This is a genomic window from Kitasatospora sp. NPDC036993, from assembly GCF_055607525.1.
Window position 1 is genome coordinate 202,745 of the sequence record NZ_JBVJRP010000002.1, and the last position, 20,169, is coordinate 222,913.

Here is a 20,169-nt window from a genome sequence, read left to right on the forward strand (position 1 = left end):
TCCATGACTGGCATCTCCACCCACGTGCTCGACACCAGCCTCGGCCGACCGGCCGAGGGCGTCCCGGTCGAGCTCGCACTGCGCACCGAGGGCGGCTGGCAGGTGCTCGGCGCCTCCGCCACGGACTCCGACGGCCGGGTCAGGGACCTGCCGGCCGTGGAGGCGGGCTCGGTCGTCCGGCTGCTCTTCGACACCGGTGCCTACCACGCGCTCAAGTCCGCCGAACCGCCGTTCTTCCCCGAGGTCTCGATCGTCTTCACGGTCGCGCCCGGACAGCACCACTGCCACGTGCCGCTGTTGCTCAACCCGTTCGGCTACTCGGTCTACCGCGGAAGCCAGTAGACCGGCCCGGAAAGCTTAGGAGCCACGCCATGGCCCACGTGCTCGGCCAGAACCAGTACGGCAAGGCGGAGAACCGCATCGTCCGGATCCGCCGCGACTCCACCCGGCACGAGATCAAGGACCTGAACGTCTCGGTCTCGCTGCGCGGCGAGTTCGAGGACGTCCACCTCACCGGGTCCAACGCCAACTGCCTCCCCACCGACACCACCAAGAACACCGTCTACGCCTTCGCCAAGAAGTACGGCATCGAGTCGGCCGAGGCGTTCGGCATCCTCCTGGCCCGCCACTTCGTCGAGGACACCGAGCGCGGCGTCGTACACGGCGCCCGGATCCGGATCGAGGAGTACGCCTGGGACCGGATCAGGACTCCGGACAGCTCCGCCCGCCTCACCGGTTCGGAGGAGGCCGGCCACTCCTTCGTCCGTACCGGCCAGGAGGTCCGCACCAGCGAGATCGTCTACGACGGCGAGGCCGTCCGGGTCGTCTCCGGCCTGAAGGACCTGGTCGTCATGAACTCCACCGACTCGGAGTTCTGGGGCTACATCAAGGACGGCTACACCACGCTCAGGGAATCGTACGACCGCATCCTCGCCACCCAGGTCACCGCCCGCTGGAAGTTCGGCCACAGCGGCGGGGACGGCGAGGCCCAGCCCGACTGGAACCGCTCCTACGCCCAGGTGAAGCGGCACCTGCTGGAGGCGTTCGCCGAGACCTACTCCTACTCGCTGCAGCAGACCCTGCACGCGATGGGCACCCGGGTCCTCGACAACCGTGCCGAGGTGGACGAGGTCCGACTCGAACTGCCCAACAAGCACCACTTCCTGGTCGATCTGGAGCCGTTCAGGCTGAAGAACGAGAACGAGGTCTACTTCGCCGCGGACCGCATGTACGGCCTGATCGAGGGCACCGTGCACCGCGAGGGCGTCGTCCCGGTCATCCCGGTCGCCTGACGTCCCGTCCCCCAGCTCCAGCAGTTCCACCCGTACCAGCGGTTCTCCACCCCCACCCACCGGAGTTCGTGTCTGCCTCGCGGCGGCCGGCCCCGGGCACCGGAGAGGCCGGCCGAGGGATCCCCGCACCGCCGTCCCGTCCTCGGTCACATCGGAACCGGCCGCACTCCAGCGCCACGGGCACGCCGGGAGCCACGGGCACAAGAGGGGCTCGACATGGCACCCAGCAACACCAGCAGTACAGAAGGCGGTTCCACCTCACCGGGAACACCCGGCCCGGACGGCGCGCCGGCGCACCTCCCCGGTGAGCCGGCCGGCTCCGGAACCCATCCCGTGGACGAGTGGCTGCCCCCGGTGAAGCTGTTCTCCACCGGGCTCCAGCACGTCGCCGCGATGTACGCCGGGGTCGTCGCACCCCCGCTCATCGTCGGCGCCGGCGTCGGACTCTCCCCCGCCGAACTCGCCCTGCTCATCTCGGCCAGCCTGTTCACCGCCGGACTGGCCACCCTCCTCCAGACCCTCGGCGTCTGGAAGATCGGCGCGCGACTGCCGTTCGTGAACGGCGTCTCCTTCGCGGGCGTCGCGCCCATGATCGCGATCGCCAAGGGGTCCGTCGACAGGACGGGGGGCCCGAGGGACGCCCTCCCGGTGATCTTCGGAGCGGTGATCGTCGCGGGCCTCCTCTGCTTCCTCGCGGCACCGTACTTCTGCAAGCTCATCCGGTTCTTCCCACCGGTCGTCCAGGGCACCGTGATCACCCTCATCGGGGTGTCCCTGCTTCCGGTGGCGGTCAACTGGGCGCGCGGCGGCTCGCCGAGCGCCCCCGGGTACGGCTCCATGCGGGCCGTCGGCCTCGCCGCGATCACGCTCGCCGCGGTGGTGCTCTGCCACCGGCTGCTGCGCGGCTTCTGGCAGCAGCTGTCCCTGCTCGTCGGTCTGGCGATCGGCACCCTGGTCGCCTTTCCGCTGGGGCTGGCCCACTTCGGCGCGGTCCAGGACGCGAAGGTGTTCTCGCTCCCCTCCCCGTTCCACTTCGGCGCGCCCGCGTTCGACGCCGCCGCGATCGTCTCGATGTGCATCGTCATGGTGGTCTCGATGACCGAGTCCACCGCCGACATGCTCGCCCTCGGCAGGATCGTCGACCGCGAGGCCGACGAACCCACCCTCGCCGCCGGCCTGCGGGCCGACGGTCTGGCCACCGCGCTCAGCCCCGTCTTCAACGGCTTCGCCGCCAGCGCCTTCGCCCAGAACATCGGGCTGGTGGCGCTGACGAGGATCCGCAGCCGCTTCGTGGTCGCGGCCGGCGGAGGAATCCTGGTCCTGCTGGGCCTGTTCCCCGTGCTCGGCTCGGTCGTCTCACTGGTTCCGCAGCCCGTCCTCGGCGGCGCCGGGATCGTGCTCTTCGGCACTGTCGCGGCCGGCGGCATCCGCACCCTCGCGGAGGCCGGCATGGAGTCGGGCTCGAACACCATCCTGGTGTCGGTCTCGCTCGGGGTCGGCATCGTACCGATCGCCGTACCGACGTTCTACGACGCCTTCCCGGAGGCCGCCCGGACCCTGCTGCACTCGGGGATCTCGGCCGGCTGCGTACTGGCCGTCCTGCTCAACCTGCTCTTCCACCACGTCGGAACCACCCGCCGGCCCGGGTCCGACCAGGCCCCCGGCGCGACGGTGCCGACGGCGACACCGTCCTGACCGGCCCGAGAAGGGGCGCGCCATATCCGGTGCGCGCCCCTCTCCCGGCCCTCCCCAGAGGAGTCACACCATGGCAGTCCAGCCCCCGCCCGCCGACCGGCGGATCGTGATCGAGAACGCCGCGATCGCCACCGTGGACGCGAACGACACCGAGTACGCCCGCGGCCACGTGGTCGTGCTCGGCAACACCGTCGAGGCGGTGGGGGACGGCCCCGCCCCCGCGTGGCTGGACAACGTGGTGCGCCGGATCGACGGTGAGGGCCACCTGGTCACCCCCGGCCTGGTCAACACCCACCACCACTTCTACCAGTGGCTCACCCGCGGCCTGGCCCAGGACGACATCCTGTTCGACTGGCTGGTCGCCCTCTACCCGACCTGGGCGCGGATCGACGCGAAGCTCGTCCACGCCGCGAGTCTGGGCTCCGCCGCCGCCCTGCTCAAGTCCGGCTGCACCACCGCCTCCGACCACCACTACGTCTTCCCGAGGGACGGCGGCGACGTCCTCGGCGCCTCCGTCGAGGCCGTCCGGGAACTCGGTCTGCGCTTCACCGCGCTGCGCGGCTCGATGGACCGTTCGCAGAAGGACGGCGGGCTCCCGCCGGACCACGCGGTCGAGGAGCCGGACGACATCCTGGCCGCCTCCGAGGCCGCCGTGGACCGCCACCACGACTCCTCCTTCGGCTCGATGCTGCAGGTCGCGATCGCGCCCTGTTCGCCCTTCTCGGTCTCCACCGACCTGCTCCGCCGGTCCGCCGAACTCGCCCGCCGCAAGGGTGTCCGGCTGCACACCCACGGCTCGGAGAGCGCCGAGGAGGAACAGTTCTGCAAGGAGCTGTTCGGCATGGGCCCGACGGACTACTTCGAGTCGGTGGGCTGGCTCGGCGAGGACGTCTGGATGGCGCACTGCGTGCACATGAGCGACTCCGACATCGCCAAGTTCGCCGGGACCGGCACCGGCGTGGCCCACTGCCCGTCCTCCAACGCCCGGCTGGCCGCCGGCATCGCCCGGGTACCCGACATGCTCCGGGCCGGTGTGCCGGTCGGCCTCGGTGTGGACGGCGCCGCCTCCAACGAATCCGGCGAGCTGGGGACGGAGCTGCGCAACGCGCTGCTGATCAACCGGCTGCACGGCTCCCCCACCGCCCTGACCGGCCGGCAGGTGCTGCGACTGGGCACCATGGGCGGTGCCCGGGTGCTCGGCCGGCAAAACGAGATCGGCTCGATCGAGGCCGGCAAGCTCGCCGACCTGGCGCTGTGGAAGATCGACGGGATCATGCACTCCTCCATCGCCGACCCGGTCGCCGCGCTCACCTTCGGGTCGCTGCCGCCGCTGTCGGTGCTGCTCGTCAACGGCATCGCGGTGGTCGAGGAGGGGCGGCTGACCACCGTCGACGAGGACCGGATCGCCCGCGACTGCGCCCGCGCGGCCCGCGAGCTGGCGGCCCGTCCGGTCTGACGCCCACCCCGGCGGGTGTGCGGACCGTCGGCTGACAGGTTTCAGCGGACGGACTTCAGCGAACGGACTTCAGCGAACGGGCTTCAGCGAACAGATGACAACTTTCATCATCTGTTCGCTGAAATCTGTTCTCCGGCCCCCGTCAGGCCGTACGCCCCAGCGTCGCCAGGTACGCCCGCCAGCCGCCGTGGTGAGTGATCTCCCGATGGACCCCGCGTTCCACTTCGCCCCGGCAGAGCAGCATGGACAGGCAGGCGGAGCCGTCCTCCAGCGTGATCACGCCCAGTTCCAGCTCCCGCGGTTCGCCCGGCAGGATGACGTCCCGCAGCCGCTCCAACGGGATGTCGTACAGCTCGCCGTCGATGGCGGTGTCCGCGCCGGGGTCGGCCAGCAGGCCCGGGGCCGGAAGACGGCAGCGGTGGCTCCGGCCGGCCGGCCGGGCTCAGCCCAGCAGGGGAAGCGCGGGCAGGGTCAGGAAGTCCACGAACTCATCGGCCAGGGCGACCTGTTCGAAGAGCCGGGCGGCCTCGCGCCAGCGGCCCGCGCCGTAGGCGTCCTCCCCCAGTTCGGCGCGGAGTCCGGCCAGCTCCGCGGCGACCAGGGTGCGGACCAGCCCGGCGGTGGCCTTCTCGCCGGTGTCGGACAGCACGACCCCGTTGTGGATCCACTGCCAGATCTGCGAGCGGGAGATCTCGGCGGTGGCGGCGTCCTCCATCATGTCGAAGATGCCGACGGCCCCGATACCGCGCAGCCACGCCTCGATGTACCGGATGCCGACCTGGACGGCGTTGTGCAGCCCCGCGCGGGTGCAACTGCCGCCGGCGCCGGCGACGTCGAGCAGCTGGGCGGCGGTCACCGGCCCGGCCGGGCCCGGGTCGTCCTTCTGGTGGAGCCGCTCGCCGAGCACCGCGTCGAAGGAGGCCCGGGCGACCGGCACCAGGTCCGGGTGGGCGACCCAGGAGCCGTCGAAGCCGTGGCCCGCCTCACGGTCCTTGTCCGCCTTGACCTTCTCCAGCGCGGCGGCGTTGACCTCAGGGTCGCGACGGCTCGGGATGAACGCGGCCATGCCGCCGATCGCGTGGGCGCCGCGCCGGTGGCAGGTCCGCACCAGCAGCCGGGTGTAGGCGGCCATGAACGGCGAGGCCATGGTGACGCTGTTGCGGTCGGGGAGGATGTAGTGCTCGCCGGCGTCACGGAAGTTCTTGACGATCGAGAACAGGTAGTCCCAGCGCCCGGCGTTGAGTCCGGCGGCGTGGTCGCGCAGCTCGTGGAGGATCTCGTCCATCTCGAACGCGGCGGTGATGGTCTCGATCAGCACGGTCGCCCTGACGGTGCCGTGCGGGATGCCGAGTTCGGCCTGGGCGTGGGTGAACACGTCGTTCCACAGCCGGGCTTCGAGGTGGCTCTCGGTCTTCGGCAGGTAGAAGTACGGCCCGGAGTTGGGGTCCTCGGCGCCCTTGGCCAGCAGCCGGGCGGCGTTGTGGAAGAAGTAGAGGCCGAAGTCGACGAACGCGCCGGCCACCGGAGCGCCGTCGACCAGCAGGTGGTTCTCGTCCAGGTGCCAGCCGCGCGGGCGGACCACGACGGTGGCGAGTTCGGCGGCGGGCTTGAGGGTGTAGGCCTTGCCGGCCGCACTGGTGAAGTCGATCCGGCCTTCGAAGGCGTCGATCAGGTTGACCTGGCCGCCGACCACGTTCTCCCAGGTCGGGGAGGTGGCGTCCTCGAAGTCGGCGAGCCAGATCCGCGCCCCGGAGTTGAGCGCGTTGACGACCATCTTGCGGTCGGTCGGGCCGGTGATCTCGACCCTGCGGTCCTGGAGGGCGCGCGGTGCCTCGGCGACCTTCCAGTCGCCGGCCCGGATCCCGGCGGTCTCGGGGAGGAAGTCCAGCGTGCCGGCGGCGGCGATCTCGGCGCGCCGGCTCCTCCGCCTGGCCAGTAGTTCCCGCCTGCGCCCCTCGAAGGCGCGGTGGAGCCCGGCGACGAAGGCGACCGCCTCCGGAGTGAGCACCTCCTCCGCCCGGTGGACGTGAGGACCGGCGACGGTGACGACCGGAACGGCGGAGGAGGCGTACGGGGGCGCCCCCAGCCCGAGGCTGGGAGAGGGCTCCTGATCTGCGGCCATGAGCAGGACACTCCTAAGACGGTCGAGTCTGGCGAAGGGAGCTCCGGCGGGAACTTCCTCGGGGACTTCCGCGATCGGAACCCGCCGGGCCGGCGGGCTCGATTCTGTAAGGTGGAGACTAGTTTCCGCGATACAGAATTTCAACGGTTTGTTGAAGAGGTCGCCGGGACTCTGCTCCTCCCCGACAGTGAAGACTCCTCCCCGACAGTGAAGGAAATGCCGGTGGTTGCGACCCCCGACCCAGCATCGACGACAGGCGCCGACCGCGCGGGCGGCGGCGTGCAGTCCGTCGAACGCGCCTTCCAACTCCTGGAGGCGCTGGCCGACTCCGGCGGCGTGGCCACGCTCAGCGAACTCGCCACCACGTCCGGCCTCCCGATGCCGACCATCCACCGGCTGGTTCGTACCCTCGTCCAGCAGGGCTATGTCCGCCAGGACACCGCCCGCCGCTACACCCTCGGCCCCCGGCTGATCCGACTCGGCGAGACGGCCGGCCGGCTGCTCGGCAGCTGGGCCCGCCCGTACCTGGCCGAACTCATGGAGGCCACCGGCGAGACCGCCAACCTGGCGGTGCTGGAGGGCGGCGAGGTGGTGTACGTCGGCCAGGTGCAGTCGCGCCGCTCGATGCGGATGTTCACCGAGGTCGGCCGACGGGTGCAGCCGCACTGCACCGGCGTCGGCAAGGCGCTGCTCGCCCAACTGCCCGAGGACGAGGCGCGCGCCGTCCTCGGCCCCGACCCGCTGCCCGCGCACACCGAGTACACGCTCACCGACCCGCAGGAGCTGATGCGTCAGCTCGCCGAGGCGCGCGAGCGCGGCTACGTGGTCGACGACCAGGAGCAGGAGATCGGCGTCCGCTGCATCGCACTCGCCGTCCCCGGCGCGCCGACGCCCACCGCGCTCTCGGTCTCCGGCCCCGAGGCCCGCATCCGGGCCCTGGAGGAGCAGGCCGGCGCCTCCTCGCTGGTGCCGGTGATGCACCGGATCGCCACCAGGCTGGGGCAGGTCCTCGCGCCCTGAGGCCGCGTCAACCTCCGTTGCCGGACGGACCGGTCGGGGCGGCGTGCCGCGTCATCCGTTCGGGCGGACGACGGGCGGGTTGCGCCCGGACCCCGGCGGCGGCTCCGCCACCCTGGTGCGGACGCGGCCCGCGACGGCGCGGGCGGCCGGAACGCGAGGCAGGGTGAGCGGGGATGGAGCAGCAGCACCGGGACGTGCGCGGTGGCGTGAGCGACGACGGGGCGCGCGGCGGTGGAGTGCGGCGCGGTGGCGTGCGGCACGGCGCGAGAGGCCGGCGGTTCGGCGGCGCCGGGCTGGCGGCGGCCGTCGCGGCGGGGTGCGCGGTGACGGTGCTGGCCACCGACCCGTCCTGGGCGCTGCACCGGCCCGAGCCCCGGCCCGCGGTGGAGGTCGTCGCGCCGGGCGCGCCGGTGGCGTCCGTCCTGCCCGCGCCGTCCACGCCTGACGGCTCCGGGACGGCCCAGGCCTCGACACTGCCCGCGCCGTCCACGCCCGAGGCCTCCACCCTGCCCGCGCCGTCCAGGCCCGGGGGCTCCGGGACGGCCGGGACCTCCACGCTGCCCGCGCCCGCCGGGGCGCGGCCGTCCCGCTCCGATCTGGAGGCGGTCCGGATCGACCCCGACGCGGCCACGCCCGGCGGCACCACCACCGTCCACGCCTTCGTCGGCAACGGGGGCCCGGACACCACCGCCTCCCCGTTCACGGTCGTGGTCACCCTGCCGGAAGGGGTCACCGCCGAGGGCCCGTTCTTCCCGTCCGACTGCCGGGTGGCCGGCAACGGCCGCGTGGTGCGGTGCGTGTTCGGGCCCGGGCTGCGGGAAGGGCGCAGCGCGACCGCCCTGGTCCCGGTCAGGCTCGACCCGGAGCTTCCGGTGGGCACGCTGAGCGGCGGCTCGGTCGAGGTGCGCAGCGCGGACGACCCGAACACGGGCAACAACCGGCAGCCGTTCGACATCACGGTGGTCCGGACGGCTGCCGGGTCCTGATCCGCGGCCCCGCCGGTGGGTGCTCACTGGTGAACGCCCACCGGCTGTGGGTGCCCGGCGGTGGGTGCCCGGCTGTGCACGGTCCGCCGGTCCACCGGCCCTGGTCAGCCCAGCCAGGCGTCGACCTGGCTCGCCGCGTCCGGTGCCCAGGCGAGCTCCAGGTGGTTGAGGCCGCCGAGCAGCCGGGTGCCGCCTACCGTCGCGATACCGGTGGTGTCCAGGGCGCTCGCGGTGAACACCAGGCCGTCGCTCGGCCCGCGGTTCTCGTTGAGCACCCCCGGGAGGTCGGCCGACCCGCCCGCCAGCAGGTAGGTGGGCACCGAGGCCGGGACACCTGCCTGCCGGAGCGGGGCGATCAGGGAGCCCGCGTCGATCGCCGCCTGGATGCCCTGGCCCGAGGTGTAGAGGCCCTGGCCCCCGTAGTAGGTGGTCCACCAGTCCTGCGCGGTGGAGTCCACTCCGTAGGTGCCGTCCCAGCGGGCGAGCAGCTGGCGCTGCCCCGGGTAGCAGTCGTACCCGCCGCTCGGCAGCACACCGAGGCAGGGCTGCGCGGTGTACGTGCCGTAGCAGGTCATGTAGAGGTGCGGGGACGGCGCGTTGGCGGTGCCGCCGCAGGCCGGCCAGGTGGCCAGGTCGAAGTCCCAGCCGTGCGCGTACACGTAGTCGAGCCCGCCGTGCGGGCCGCCGAGGGTGACCAGACGGCGCACGTCGCCCGCGTACGCCCTCCCCCAGGAGGGTTTCACGGAGGACACGTACGCCCTCGCGGCGACCTCGCCCTTGCTCCAGGCCACCACGTCGACCTGGGGCACGCCGAGCCGGTCCCGGATCAGTGCGACGGCGTCGCCCACGGCCTGCGCCTGGAGCAGGTTGTCGCCGTGCTTGTGGGCGAAGCCGATCGCGAAGACCCGGCGGCCGGTGCCGGCCAGGTACTGGGCGAGCCCGGTGGAGGGGCAGCTCGCGGCACCGCAGACGCCGCTCTCCCCCGGGTTCGCCCAGGCCCGGTCGGCGTTGTCGTTGGCGCCGTGGACCAGCAGGACGGGAGTGGCCCGGCTGCCGGTGTCCCAGCCGGCGGCGGAGTAGAGCAGGAAGCGGGCGGAGGAGGGCCGGCCGGTGCCGAAGTAGGTCCGGCGGGCGCCGTCCTGGTCACCGCGGCCGTCGGACGGGAACTGCTCGGTGCGGAAGCCCGAGGTGGTGTCGAGGTAGCGCTCGACCTTGGCCCAGCCGTTGCCGGGGGTGGGGAAGGTCGCTTCCAGGGTGAGGGGGGCGGTGGCCGTGGCCTGCGTTGCGCCTTGGGTCGTGCCCTGGGGCGTGCCCGCCTGCGCGGTGGCGGGGGCACCGAGAAGGGCTGCGGCCAGGGTCAGCAGCACGGCGGCGAGGGCGGTGGGGACGCGACTCGTCGGAGCGGGGCGTGTGGGGGTACGTCTCATGGCCGGACGGTAGGACCGGCGCGCGGCGCTGCCCATGTGCCGGCGGCACACCCCGCCGGCCGCGCGGTGGCGGACCGTACCGTGGCGAGCGTCTGACGGAGTGCACCCGGTCGGATAAATTGGAGGTCTGACATGTTCCGCCGTGCACAAGAGCGGCGAGCCCGACCGGGTGCTCGCCACGACGTCACGGACCCGACCGAGCAGAAACGAGGACCAGCCCCGCCATGACCGCGCCCCTGCCCGCCTTCGCCGGCCGCACCTACCTCTTCCGGGCCGACAACGGCGCGGCCTTCCGCAACACCTACTCGGCCGACGGCACGCGGCTGCGCTGGGAGGGCCTCGGCGAGTCCGCGGGCCAGTGGGAGGACGTACGGCTGCACGTCGCCGAGGTCGCGCCGGAGGTCTACTTCGTCAGCTGGACGGAGCAGAGCGGGATCACCGTCAGCCACGTGATGGACCTCGGCAGGCTGACGGTGCGGGCCTTCTGGACCTTCGAGGGCGAGGGCGGCCGGGTCGGCGAGCTGCACACCGGGACGCTGGAGCGGGTGGCCTGAGCGAGTGGCCTGAGCGGGTCGCCTGAGCAGGTGACCCGGGCGGCGGGACCGCCGGGCGGGGGCCGTACGGCTCCCGAAGACCGTCGAACCCCCGGAGCTGCGGCTCCGGGGGTTCGGTCGGTCCGGGGAAGCCGGTTGCGTCCGGCCGGGTTCGGCTGGGTTCGGGCGGCGTCGGTCAGGCGGTCTGGTTCGGCACCTTGAGGTGCTGGGACAGCCACTCCAGCGAGGAGGGCAGCAGGGCGCTCCAGGTCTCGAAGTTGTGGCCGCCGTTCTCCAGCATGCTGTACGAGACCTTCATCGGGCTCCGCACCGCGTCGACGAAGGCCTCGGTCTGCTGCCGGTAGCTGCCGTCGCCCTTCTTGGTGCCGGCCAGCAGCACGGACACCTTCGGTTGCGGCAGGTTCTTCAGCCGCCACATCAGGTCGGCCTCGTCCCGGCGCTGCTTGCTGCCGCCGAACAGGTCGCCGGTGGTCGGGTCGTCAGCGGCTTCGTAGTAGGCGGACAGCGCGACGGCGGTCGGGAAGACGTCCGGGTGGCGCATGGCGAGCTTGAGCGCGCAGTAGCCGCCGGTCGAGTTGCCCATGAAGGCCCAGGCCTGCGGGTCGGCGGAGACCCGGAAGCTGGCCTGGATCGCCGAGGGCACGTCCTTGGTGAAGTAGGTGTCGGACTGCGGACCGTTCGGGACGTCCTCGCACTCGGTGTCCTGCGGCATCGCGGGCGAGGGACGCACCAGGACCATGACGGTCGGCTGCATCCGGCCCTCCTGGAGCAGCTTGAGCGCGGCGCCCGGGTAGTTGAAGCGGGTGATCAGGTTCTCGGCGATTCCTGGGAATCCGGTGCTGACGATCACGGCCGGGAACTGCTTCCCGGCGTACTCCGGCTGGAAGTACTGCGGGGGCAGGTAGACGTAGCCCTCGGTGGACAGCCGGCTGACCGCGCCGTCGATCCGGATCTTGCGGATCTCGCCGGACTGGCCGGGCTCCCGGCCCATCGCGCCGCCGCCCTTTACCGCGGCCTGGCCCAGCGTCTCCACCATCAGCCGTCCGGAGGCGTCCGCCTTGTTGTGGATCACCACGGGGCCGGTGTCGCCGGTGCCCAGCAGGTCGTCCCAACTGCTGTAGAACGCGAAGTAGTTGTTCGCGACCAGGCCGAGTGCGGCGAGCACCGTGAGCTGGGTGGCGAGCAGCGCGCCGATCCGGCCGAGCACCGCCCGCCAGCTCTTCCTCGCGAGTCTGGGCCACAACCAGACCGTGCCGACCATCATCACGACCGCGATCAGTGCGGTCAGTGCCAGCACCTTGTGGCTCGTCAGACCCATGTCCTGCTTGCTCCCACGCCTCGAACTCCGGTTCCCGCCGCTGGAGACATCCGAGGAGGTCACCCCGGTTCCCCCGCCGGGACGCGAGGACCAACCCTAGCGCCAGCTGGGAGAAGGCTGACCGCGGCTGGGAGGTTACGGGGAGCGGGGAGAACGGATGACAACTTTCAGATAACAGATTTCGAAATCTGTCATCTGAAAGTTGTCACTCGTCATGGGCCTCCGCCGTGCAGCAGGCCGCACCCTGCCCGCACCAACCGCAGCCAGCCAACCGCAACCGGGCCGGACTCAGCCCACCCGCCCCCAGAGCCCCAGCCCCACCGTGAGCTCGCGCATGCAGCGCCCGCCCAGATCCTGCGGAGAGCCCGGACCGGTGAGGAGCGCGTCGGAGGAGGCCCACTGTTCCAGGGCGACCCGGATCGCCGCGGTCGCGGCGGCGGCCGCCAGTCGGATCTCCAGCGGATCGGTGCCGTCCGGGCAGCGCTCGGCAAGGGCGGCCCGCAGCCGCTCCTCCGAGTCGGCATGCACGCGCTGCCAGGTGGCGCCCAGCTTCGGATCGCGCAGCAGGCCCCGGGCCCACCGCATCATCTCGGCCCGCGACTCGTCCGCCGGGGTCAGCGACGCGACCGCCGCACGCTCCAGCGCCTCGCGCAGCGGCAGGTCGGCGGGGCTCGCCACGAACAGCTCCACCCACTCCTGCCCACCCGCCGCGAGCAGTGGGGCGACGGCATCCTCCTTCACGGAGAAGTACCGGTAGAAGGTGCGCAGCGAGATGCCGGCGGCGAGGGCGATCTCCTCGGCGGTGGTCGCCTCCGCGCCCCGCTCGGCGAAGAGCGCGGCGGCGGTGCGGGCGATTTCCAGCCGGGTGGTCTCGCGGCGGCGCTGGGTCAGGGTCGGGCGTCCGGTCACGGGGGCCAGCCTACGCGGGCGGATGCCATTGCGGCACGACGCGCCGAAGAGGCACTATCAGACTTGTTGGCACAACGTGCCACAAAGACGTACCGTGTCATTCGAGGTCGAGAGACCACGAACGAACGGAGAACCACCATGGAGCGCTTCAGCGGACGGAACGTCCTGATCACCGGCGGCGGCTCGGGCATCGGCCAGGCCACCGTGCACCGGATCCTCGCCGAGGGCGGGAAGGTCGTCGCCGTCGACGTCAACGAGGACGGCCTGAAGAAGACCCTGGACCGCGCCACCACCGAGGGCACCGCGGACCGCCTGACCATCCGGGTACTGGACATCTCGGACGAGCCGGCCGTCGTCGCGGGTGTCGCCGAGGCGATCGCCGGCCTGGGCGGCCTGGACGTGCTGGTCAACGCGGCCGGCATCCTCCGCTCCTCGCACACCCACGAGACCAGCCTGGAGTTCTGGAACAAGCTCCTCGCGGTGAACCTGACCGGCACCTTCCTGATGACCCGCGAGGCGCTCCCCGCGCTGCTCGCCGGCGGCCGGGGCGCGGTGGTCAACTTCAGCTCCACCTCCGCGAGTTTCGCCCACCCCTACATGGCCGCGTACGCCGCGACCAAGGGCGGCATCCAGTCCTTCACCCACGCCATCGCCTCGGAGTACTCGAAGCAGGGCCTGCGCGCGGTCTGCGTCGCGCCGGGCAGCATCGACAGCGGCATGACCAACGACCCGGGTCTCCCCGCCGACGCCGACTTCGGTCTGCTGGCCAAGCTCTCCCCCGCCCTCGGCCAGGGCTTCGCCGGCCCGGAGACGGTGGCCGGCGTGATCGCCATGCTCGCCTCCGACGACGGCGCCTTCGTCACCGGCACCGAGCTCCGCATCGACGGCGGCACCCACATGTGACCCGTCGGTCCGGTGGAGGGCGGGGCGTGTGCCGTCCCCCGTACGGCACACGCCCCGCCCTCGTGCGTTCCCGGCCCGCCCATCCCACAGGCCCTCCCACGGTGACCGTGGCAGTCACCGCAGGGGCTTCGCCAGGAGGAGTTCGCAGGTGACCCCGTCGGCGAGCAGCTCGCCGGGCTCAGCGAGCGGGGCGAACCCGTGGCGGCGGTACAGGGCGAGCGCTGCCGCGTTGCCGGGGAGCACGGCGAGGCGCAGCGTGGTGCCGCCGGTGGCAAGGGCCCAGCGTTCGACCTCCTCGATGAGGCGGTCCGCGACGCCCCGGCCGCGCGCCCGCGGAGCGACCCACAGCGAGCGCAACTCCCGTACTCCGTCCGGCGATCCGGGGAGGCCACCGACCAGGCCGACCGGGTCGTCGTCCAGGAGGGCGGCGATCCCGTGGGCGCCCGGGAGACGGAGCCGGTCGCGCCAGCGGGCCTCGCCGTCGTGCCGCCAGTCCGCGAGGCCGGCCTTGAAGGCGTCCGGCGCGTCGGTCAGGGCGGCGAGGCGGAGGTCGCGCCAGAGCGGCCAGTCGACGGTCGTGAGCGGGCGGAGCGTCAGCGTCACCATGTCAGGCACCGTAGAGGGCGCACCCGGTGGCCGTCAGCCCGTTCCCGCGCCCGTGATCCGTCACCCCTTGTTCCGGCAGCCCGAAGGCGTCGCGGCCCGGAGAGCTGTCCGGAGGGGTGCCCGGCGAGGTGTCCGGGACCGCGGAGCCCTACGGTGTGCGCCAGTCGGCGGCGAAGGCGGCGGCCGGGTTGGTGGTGAGGAGCAGTTCGGGCAGTTCGGGGCCGAAGGCACGGGCGAGGCGCGGGGCGAGGTCGGTGAGCAGCCGGACCGGCCCGTCGGCCGCGCGGGCGGTACGGGTGGTGGTGTCGGCGCCGAGCAGCAGTCGGCCGGCGTGACCGGCCTCGACCAGGTCCGCGACCACCTCGAAGGCCTGGTGGTCGGCGGGGTGGCCGGCCCGGGAGGGGCTGTCCAGGGCGAGGTGGACGCCCTCGGCGGCCAGGGCGCGGTGCAGCCCCCGGTCGGGGAGCCGGGTGAGGTGGCCGAGGATGATCCGGTCGGGCCGGACGCCGTGCCGGTCCAGCAGCCGGTTCAGCACCCGGTGCGGGGCGCCGTCGGCTTCGAGGTGGACGGCGATCGGGGCTCCGGTGGCGTGATGGGCCTCGGCGGCAGCGGCCGTCGTCCACCGGGTGTGCCGGGTGGTGGGCCCCACATCGTCCGCGATCTTGATCAGCCCGGCCCTGACCCCCTCCGGGGCGCCGGGCAGGGCCTTGGTGAGCTCGGCGACGAAACGTTCCGCGAGGTCGGCGTACGGACCAGGGCGCTCGGCCGCACTGACGCCGGGTTCAGCGGGTTCGGGGAAGCAGCCCGGCGCGTAGTGGACCGCCTGGTGCGCGCCGGTGGCGGCGACGACGTGCACGCCGGTCGCCCGGGACAGTGCGGCGAGGAAGGCCGCACCACGGCCCAGACCGGACGGGGTCCACTGGACGAGGGTGCGGCCACCTGCGGCGGCGTAGGCGCGCAGGACCTCCCCGGCGGCGCCCGGGTCGTCCAGTTCCTGACCGGGCAGCAGCGGGCTGCGGATGAAGAGGTGGTCGTGGGAGTCGGTGACGCCGAGCCCGGCGGGGTCCAGGTCGCCGAGCACGGTACGGACGGTACGGCTCATGCCTCGGCCTCGGTGGCCTCGGTGGCCTCGGTGGACTCGGCGGACTCGGCGGACTCGGCGGACTCGGTGGACTCGGTGGACTCAGCTGCCTCGGTCACCTCGGCGAAGGTCGCGGTGGCGACCCGCAGGCCGGCGAGTGCCTTGGGAAGGCCCACGTACGGGGCGAGGTGGACCATCACCTCGGTGATCTCCGCCTCCGTCAGGCCGATCCGCCGGCTGTAGCGGACGTGGTCGGCGAGCTGCGGCTCGACACCGCCGAGGGCCGTGAGGGCGGCCAGGTTGGCGACCTGGCGGTCGCGCAGGGCGAGGCCGGGACGCTGGTAGGTGCCGCCGAAGAGGCTGGTGACGATCCAGTCGGGGAAGCCGGGGGCGAGGGCGTCCAGGCCGCCGAGGGTGGCAGCGGCGCCCGGACCTGCGAGGTCGGCGAGCAGGGCGTGCCCGGCCTCGCGGTCGAGCGGGGCCTGGGCGAGGCCGGCGCCGGTACAGGCTGGCGTCGCGGCGCGAGCGGGTGCGGGGGACATCGGGACGGTGGGTCCTTTCACCAGTGGCGGCCGGCCGGCAGCCGGTCGAGGTCGGGGCTGGACAGGTGCAGCACCTGGTAGCGGACGCCGGGCGCGTCCTCAGGCGCCGGGCCGTGCCAGAGGGCGAAGCGGAGCAGTTCCCAGCGGCTCGGGTCGACGGCCACGGCGGCGGTGTGCAGGGCCGGGTGCGCGGGCAGTTCGGCGAGCGCCCGCTCGACGGCCTCGGCCGGGTCGGCGGATTCCGGCAGCCGTACGGTCTCGCGGGTGGCGGAGGTCGGCGGCCCGGCCACCCCGCGTTCCGCTGCCGACGCACCGTGGGCCAGGCCCGCGCCGAGCCAGTGCCGGACGGCCGGGCGCCCGAAGTCGGCGCTCAGGCCGCGGAAGCCCGGGCCCCAGAGGAAGCCGTTCATGCCCTCGGCGGTGCGCCAGAGGTAGAACGGCGCGTACTGGTTCACGGGCGAGCCCTGCCGGCCGCGCTCGCGGACCAGATAGGCCTTGAGGCCGAGGCCGGGAAACGCGTCGAGCAGGTGACCCTTCTCGGCGACGCGCCTGCGGATGACGCCCATGTCGTAGTCGGCGGGGAGGGCGATCTCGTACTGCATCGCGTGCACGGCGGGGTTCCTCGGCTTCCTCGGGTTCGTTCGGCGGGGCCCTCGGGACCGGCGGGACCTTCAGGACCGTCGGATTCAGCGGGACCAACGGGACCAACGGGACCAACGGGACAGGCAGGACCGGCAGGGTAAGCGGGGCAGGCGGCGCGGGTCAGGCCGTACGGTGTGCGGCCAGCAGGCCGAGGGCACCGCGGACGGCCTGGTCGAAGGGCTCGGCACTGTCCGCCGCCCGGGCCAGGACGTATCCGCCCTGGACGACGGCGACCACGGCCGCTGCGGTGTCCGCCGGGTCGAGACCGGGGGCGAACTCGCCGCCCGCCCGGCCTTCGGCGACCAGTTCGGCGATCCGGCCGCGGAGCCAGTCGAAGGTCTCCTCGACGGGCGCGCGCAGGTGCGGGTCGGCGACCACGTCCGGGTCCTGGGCCATCCGGCCGATCCGGCAGCCGCGCAGGACGTCGCGGTCGCGGCGCAGGTACGCGGCGATCCGGTCGTAGGCCGTGCCGGGGGCGGCGAGGTCGGCCTCGGCGACGCCCCGCATCTGCTCGGCGCTGCGGCGCAGGGCGGCGGCGGCGAGGTCGGGCTTGCCGGTGAAGTGGTGGTACATGCTGCCCTGGCCGACACCGGAGTGCTGCTGGATGGCCTTGGGGCTGGTGCCGACGTAGCCGCGCTCCCAGAGGAGGTCCTGAGTGCTCTCGATGAGGCGGTCCTGGGTGCTCATGCGGATCACTGTACATACCAGTAGGTACAGAAGGCCAGCCCCGGACCCGTCTGCCGCGCCCGATCCGCCGGAGACCGCGTGGGCCCCCGGGGATCGCTCATCGTCGGAACGGTCGAGGGCCGTGCGCCGCCCCCCGGCGGCCACGGCCCCTCGACCGTTCGTCATCCCCCGCACCACCGAACGGCACTCCGGCGCGACCGGTGGCGCGCGTCACGTCACGGACGGTGCCCGGCGTCACGCCGCGTAGGGGGTCGCACGGCGCACTGCGCGGGCGGGCGGCGGACCGGGGCGGCTACGGCAGCGCGCGACGGACCTCCGGGGCCACCTCGCTCGCGAACAGCTCCAGCTGCTCGCGCTGCACCCCCTCGGTGAGCGCGTCCACCCCGATGCCCACCACCTCGTTGCCGAAGGCCTCGTGGTACCGGTGGATCTTGTCGATCACCTGCTGCGGACTGCCGACCAGTGCCGAACCGCGCTCCAGCGCGTCCTCCAGCGACGTGAACGGCGAGTTGTTGTGCCGGCCGGAGGCCGATTCGAACAGTGCGTTCCAGTACGGGCGGAACCCCTCGACGGCGTCCTGCGAGCGCTTCGCGACGTACAGTCCGCCGAAGCTCGCACCCACCCGGGCCCGCTTCGGGTCGTGGCCGTAGTGCTCCCAGCGCTCGCGGTAGTGATCGACCAGCGCCCGGTACTTCTCCAGCGGGTGGAAGGAGTTGGCGGAGAAGAGCGGGTCGCCGTGGCGGGCGGCGAGGTCGGTGGACTGCGTGCTGGTCGCACTGCCGTGCCACACCGGGATCGGATCCTGGAGCGGGCGCGGCGAGACGGTGGCGTCCCGGAGCGGCGGGCGGGTCGAACCCTCCCAGGTCACCTTCTCCTCGCGCCAGAGCCTGCGCAGCAGCTCGTAGTTCTCGGCGAGCGCCTCCCACTGGCGCTCCTCGGGCAGGCCGAACAGCCCGAAGTGGCGCGGGTCGTTGCCCTTGCCGACGATCAACTCAAGCCGACCGCCGGAGAGTTGGTCGAGCATCGCGTAGTCCTCGGCGACCCGGACCGGGTCCAGGATGCTGAGCACCGTCACCGTGGTGAACAGCCGGATGGTGGAGGTGCGGGCGGCGATGGCGCTCAGCAGCACGGGCGGCGCCGGCGAGAGGAACGGCTCGCCGTGCCGTTCCCCCACGCCGTAGCCGTCGTAACCGAGCTGCTCGGAGAGGACCGCCTGGTCGATGACGTTGTGCAGCTTCTGCTGCGGGGTGTACCGGACGCCGGTGACCGGGTCCGGGGCGTTGACGACGAGGGACGAGACGGTGAACCGCACGGCGGTCTCCTTGGCGCTCGGGACGGGCTCGGACTGAGGACGGGCTGGGGACGGACCGGGGACGGACCGGGCTGGGCCGGATGGAAGCCCGGGGGTCCGGTGAGCCGCGGGGAGCGCAGGCGGGTGATGCGGGATCTCGGCGCCGCGCTCTCGCGGGCAGCACCGGCGGATTCGCTGACGGGTCGGGCGAGCGGGGCCTCGGGGTGCCTGGCGGCGCCGGGTCGGCGTGGAGCCGGACGGCGAACCGGGCAGGCAGACAGGCAGGTGGCAGGCCGCTCGGGCGGTGTCAGCGCTCGGTGCTGCGGTGGCGGCGACAACAGCGGCGGGCTCCTGCGGCGGCGGTCACGGTCCGGACAGCCATCACGTCTCCCCCTCGCCTCGCGCGCACACGATCCTCCGTGAGCATAGGCACCGGCCGGGAGCGGGGCAAGGCGTGATCCGACCCCGGTGGCTGGCAGGATGTCCGGCATGAGCTACCTCGCCGCGGACGACCGTTATGACTCGATGACCTACCGGAAGGCCGGCCGCAGCGGCGTCCGGCTGCCCGCCGTCTCGCTCGGGCTCTGGCACAACTTCGGTGACGCCCAGCCGCTGGAGGTGCAGCGGGCGGTGCTGCGCCGGGCCTTCGACCGGGGGGTCACCCACTTCGACCTCGCGAACAACTACGGCCCGCCGTACGGCAGCGCCGAGCGCAACTTCGGCTACCTGTTCGCCCAGGACTTCCGGCCGTACCGGGACGAGCTGTTCATCGCCACCAAGGCCGGCTGGGACATGTGGCCCGGCCCGTACGGCGACGGCGGCAGCCGCAAGTACCTGCTGGCCAGCCTCGACCAGTCGCTGGACCGGATGGGGCTGGACTACGTCGACGTCTTCTACTCGCACCGGTACGACCCGGAGACCCCGATCGAGGAGACGATGGGGGCGCTGGACAGCGCGGTGCGCTCGGGCAAGGCGCTGTACGCCGCCATCTCCAACTACCCGGCGGAGCAGCACCGGGAGGCGGTGGCGATCCTGCGCGAGCTGGGGACGCCGGTGCTGATGAACCAGTCGGCGTACTCGATCCTCAACCGGTACGTGGAGGACGGCGGCGTGCTGGAGGCGGTGGGCGACACCCAGACCAGTCTGATCGCCTACTCTCCGCTGGCCCAGGGACTGCTGACCGACCGCTACCTGACTGGAGAGGTGCCGGTAGGCTCTCGGATGTCGGTCGGGAAGTTCCTCACCGAGGAGGCGCTCACCGGGCCGAAGCTGGAGCAGCTGCGGGCGCTGAACAAGGTCGCCGAGGGGCGTGGGCAGACGCTGGCGCAGCTGGCGCTGTGCTGGGTGCTGCGGGACCCGCGGGTGGTCTCGGTGATCATCGGCGCGAGCAGCGTCGCCCAGCTGGACCAGAACCTCGACGCGCTGGCGGGCGGCCCGCTGACGGCGGCGGAGCTGGCGGAGATCGACCGGCTGAGCCGCTGAGCGGGGCGGGGCTGGGCAGACGGGTCCGGAGGCTCCGGCGGACGGTTGACCGCTGACAACCGACAGATGACAGCTGACAGATTTCGAAATCTGTCAGCTGTCATCTGTTACCTGTTACCTGTTACCTGTCGTCTGACAGCCGTCAGCCGATGCCCC

Annotated in this window: 20 protein-coding genes; 9 read left to right on the forward strand and 11 right to left on the reverse strand. The window is 72.8% G+C overall.

What is annotated here, in order from left to right; all coding sequences use genetic code 11:
- Positions 1–3 precede the first annotated feature (3 nt).
- The 4 genes from uraH to ACZ7C5_RS04315 all read left to right on the forward strand — a co-directional run bounded on the left by uraH (position 4) and on the right by ACZ7C5_RS04315 (position 4,443).
- Complete coding sequence (gene uraH / locus ACZ7C5_RS04300) at positions 4–342, forward strand: hydroxyisourate hydrolase (protein ID WP_401088045.1); 339 nt, start codon at positions 4–6, stop codon at positions 340–342.
- Between the two features lie 29 nt (positions 343–371).
- Positions 372–1,292, forward strand: a complete 921-nt coding sequence (gene pucL / locus ACZ7C5_RS04305; RefSeq protein WP_470321931.1) for a factor-independent urate hydroxylase — start codon at positions 372–374, stop codon at positions 1,290–1,292.
- A 216-nt stretch (positions 1,293–1,508) separates the two neighbouring features.
- Positions 1,509–2,987: a nucleobase:cation symporter-2 family protein gene (locus tag ACZ7C5_RS04310; protein WP_401088050.1), complete on the forward strand. Its 1,479-nt coding sequence runs from the start codon at positions 1,509–1,511 to the stop codon at positions 2,985–2,987.
- A gap of 70 nt (positions 2,988–3,057) precedes the next feature.
- Complete coding sequence (locus ACZ7C5_RS04315) at positions 3,058–4,443, forward strand: 8-oxoguanine deaminase (protein WP_401088052.1); 1,386 nt, start codon at positions 3,058–3,060, stop codon at positions 4,441–4,443.
- 142 nt (positions 4,444–4,585) lie between these two features.
- Here ACZ7C5_RS04315 and ACZ7C5_RS04320 read toward each other — a convergent pair whose 3' ends face one another.
- Together ACZ7C5_RS04320 and aceB are read right to left on the reverse strand one after the other, a co-directional pair.
- Positions 4,586–4,837 (reverse strand): allophanate hydrolase-related protein, encoded by a 252-nt coding sequence (locus ACZ7C5_RS04320; RefSeq protein ID WP_401088187.1) that lies wholly within the window; start codon positions 4,835–4,837, stop codon positions 4,586–4,588.
- A 48-nt stretch (positions 4,838–4,885) separates the two neighbouring features.
- A complete protein-coding gene (aceB, locus tag ACZ7C5_RS04325) occupies positions 4,886–6,565 on the reverse strand; it encodes a malate synthase A (protein WP_470321932.1) in 1,680 nt (559 codons plus the stop codon).
- Between the two features lie 216 nt (positions 6,566–6,781).
- Between aceB and ACZ7C5_RS04330 the strand changes: the two genes are divergently transcribed.
- Both ACZ7C5_RS04330 and ACZ7C5_RS04335 read left to right on the forward strand, forming a co-directional pair.
- Positions 6,782–7,585, forward strand: a complete 804-nt coding sequence (locus tag ACZ7C5_RS04330) for an IclR family transcriptional regulator (RefSeq protein ID WP_401088056.1) — start codon at positions 6,782–6,784, stop codon at positions 7,583–7,585.
- Positions 7,586–7,758: 173 nt separating this feature from the next.
- The gene (locus ACZ7C5_RS04335) at positions 7,759–8,571 is read left to right on the forward strand and encodes a hypothetical protein (protein WP_401088058.1); all 813 of its coding nucleotides are present in this window, start codon (positions 7,759–7,761) and stop codon (positions 8,569–8,571) included.
- Positions 8,572–8,675: 104 nt separating this feature from the next.
- Here the strand turns inward: ACZ7C5_RS04335 and ACZ7C5_RS04340 are convergent, their stop codons facing one another.
- Complete coding sequence (locus ACZ7C5_RS04340) at positions 8,676–9,998, reverse strand: esterase/lipase family protein (RefSeq protein WP_470321933.1); 1,323 nt, start codon at positions 9,996–9,998, stop codon at positions 8,676–8,678.
- 224 nt (positions 9,999–10,222) lie between these two features.
- Here ACZ7C5_RS04340 and ACZ7C5_RS04345 point away from each other — a divergent pair, with 224 nt between their 5' ends.
- The gene (locus tag ACZ7C5_RS04345; protein ID WP_188298185.1) at positions 10,223–10,552 is read left to right on the forward strand and encodes a MoaF-related domain-containing protein; all 330 of its coding nucleotides are present in this window, start codon (positions 10,223–10,225) and stop codon (positions 10,550–10,552) included.
- 175 nt (positions 10,553–10,727) lie between these two features.
- Here ACZ7C5_RS04345 and ACZ7C5_RS04350 read toward each other — a convergent pair whose 3' ends face one another.
- Entirely contained in the window at positions 10,728–11,870 is a 1,143-nt protein-coding gene (locus tag ACZ7C5_RS04350; RefSeq protein ID WP_470321934.1) for an alpha/beta hydrolase, read from the reverse strand.
- A 288-nt stretch (positions 11,871–12,158) separates the two neighbouring features.
- Positions 12,159–12,779 (reverse strand): TetR family transcriptional regulator, encoded by a 621-nt coding sequence (locus tag ACZ7C5_RS04355; RefSeq protein ID WP_470321935.1) that lies wholly within the window; start codon positions 12,777–12,779, stop codon positions 12,159–12,161.
- Positions 12,780–12,917: 138 nt separating this feature from the next.
- Here ACZ7C5_RS04355 and ACZ7C5_RS04360 point away from each other — a divergent pair, with 138 nt between their 5' ends.
- Positions 12,918–13,682, forward strand: a complete 765-nt coding sequence (locus tag ACZ7C5_RS04360) for an SDR family NAD(P)-dependent oxidoreductase (RefSeq protein ID WP_401088066.1) — start codon at positions 12,918–12,920, stop codon at positions 13,680–13,682.
- A 114-nt stretch (positions 13,683–13,796) separates the two neighbouring features.
- Here the strand turns inward: ACZ7C5_RS04360 and ACZ7C5_RS04365 are convergent, their stop codons facing one another.
- The 6 genes from ACZ7C5_RS04365 to ACZ7C5_RS04390 form a co-directional block, all read right to left on the reverse strand.
- Positions 13,797–14,288 carry a GNAT family N-acetyltransferase gene (locus ACZ7C5_RS04365; protein ID WP_401088068.1) on the reverse strand — a complete coding sequence of 164 codons (492 nt, stop codon included), beginning with the start codon at positions 14,286–14,288 and terminating at the stop codon, positions 13,797–13,799.
- Between the two features lie 148 nt (positions 14,289–14,436).
- Positions 14,437–15,390, reverse strand: coding sequence for a phosphotriesterase family protein (locus ACZ7C5_RS04370; RefSeq protein ID WP_401088070.1), 954 nt, complete (start codon positions 15,388–15,390; stop codon positions 14,437–14,439).
- A complete protein-coding gene (locus ACZ7C5_RS04375) occupies positions 15,387–15,911 on the reverse strand; it encodes a carboxymuconolactone decarboxylase family protein (protein WP_470321936.1) in 525 nt (174 codons plus the stop codon). The genes ACZ7C5_RS04370 and ACZ7C5_RS04375 overlap by 4 nt, the downstream gene beginning before the upstream one ends.
- A gap of 17 nt (positions 15,912–15,928) precedes the next feature.
- Entirely contained in the window at positions 15,929–16,522 is a 594-nt protein-coding gene (locus tag ACZ7C5_RS04380) for a DUF4865 family protein (protein WP_470321937.1), read from the reverse strand.
- A 151-nt stretch (positions 16,523–16,673) separates the two neighbouring features.
- Complete coding sequence (locus ACZ7C5_RS04385; protein WP_470321938.1) at positions 16,674–17,240, reverse strand: TetR/AcrR family transcriptional regulator; 567 nt, start codon at positions 17,238–17,240, stop codon at positions 16,674–16,676.
- Between the two features lie 292 nt (positions 17,241–17,532).
- Complete coding sequence (locus ACZ7C5_RS04390) at positions 17,533–18,552, reverse strand: LLM class flavin-dependent oxidoreductase (RefSeq protein WP_401088077.1); 1,020 nt, start codon at positions 18,550–18,552, stop codon at positions 17,533–17,535.
- A gap of 468 nt (positions 18,553–19,020) precedes the next feature.
- On the opposite strand from ACZ7C5_RS04390, the gene ACZ7C5_RS04395 reads away from it, so the two are divergent.
- Positions 19,021–20,013: an aldo/keto reductase gene (locus ACZ7C5_RS04395; protein WP_401088078.1), complete on the forward strand. Its 993-nt coding sequence runs from the start codon at positions 19,021–19,023 to the stop codon at positions 20,011–20,013.
- Positions 20,014–20,169 lie beyond the last annotated feature (156 nt).

Bases quoted from the DNA above. Each gene is read 5' to 3' on its own strand.
- uraH (WP_401088045.1), top strand. From the start codon at position 4: ATGACTGGCATCTCCACCCACGTGCTCGACACCAGCCTCGGCCGACCG.
- pucL (WP_470321931.1), top strand. From the start codon at position 372: ATGGCCCACGTGCTCGGCCAGAACCAGTACGGCAAGGCGGAGAACCGC.
- ACZ7C5_RS04310 (WP_401088050.1), top strand. From the start codon at position 1,509: ATGGCACCCAGCAACACCAGCAGTACAGAAGGCGGTTCCACCTCACCG.
- ACZ7C5_RS04315 (WP_401088052.1), top strand. From the start codon at position 3,058: ATGGCAGTCCAGCCCCCGCCCGCCGACCGGCGGATCGTGATCGAGAAC.
- aceB (WP_470321932.1), bottom strand. From the start codon at position 6,565: ATGGCCGCAGATCAGGAGCCCTCTCCCAGCCTCGGGCTGGGGGCGCCC.
- ACZ7C5_RS04330 (WP_401088056.1), top strand. From the start codon at position 6,782: ATGCCGGTGGTTGCGACCCCCGACCCAGCATCGACGACAGGCGCCGAC.
- ACZ7C5_RS04335 (WP_401088058.1), top strand. From the start codon at position 7,759: ATGGAGCAGCAGCACCGGGACGTGCGCGGTGGCGTGAGCGACGACGGG.
- ACZ7C5_RS04340 (WP_470321933.1), bottom strand. From the start codon at position 9,998: ATGAGACGTACCCCCACACGCCCCGCTCCGACGAGTCGCGTCCCCACC.
- ACZ7C5_RS04345 (WP_188298185.1), top strand. From the start codon at position 10,223: ATGACCGCGCCCCTGCCCGCCTTCGCCGGCCGCACCTACCTCTTCCGG.
- ACZ7C5_RS04350 (WP_470321934.1), bottom strand. From the start codon at position 11,870: ATGGGTCTGACGAGCCACAAGGTGCTGGCACTGACCGCACTGATCGCG.
- ACZ7C5_RS04360 (WP_401088066.1), top strand. From the start codon at position 12,918: ATGGAGCGCTTCAGCGGACGGAACGTCCTGATCACCGGCGGCGGCTCG.
- ACZ7C5_RS04365 (WP_401088068.1), bottom strand. From the start codon at position 14,288: ATGGTGACGCTGACGCTCCGCCCGCTCACGACCGTCGACTGGCCGCTC.
- ACZ7C5_RS04370 (WP_401088070.1), bottom strand. From the start codon at position 15,390: ATGAGCCGTACCGTCCGTACCGTGCTCGGCGACCTGGACCCCGCCGGG.
- ACZ7C5_RS04375 (WP_470321936.1), bottom strand. From the start codon at position 15,911: ATGTCCCCCGCACCCGCTCGCGCCGCGACGCCAGCCTGTACCGGCGCC.
- ACZ7C5_RS04385 (WP_470321938.1), bottom strand. From the start codon at position 17,240: ATGAGCACCCAGGACCGCCTCATCGAGAGCACTCAGGACCTCCTCTGG.
- ACZ7C5_RS04395 (WP_401088078.1), top strand. From the start codon at position 19,021: ATGAGCTACCTCGCCGCGGACGACCGTTATGACTCGATGACCTACCGG.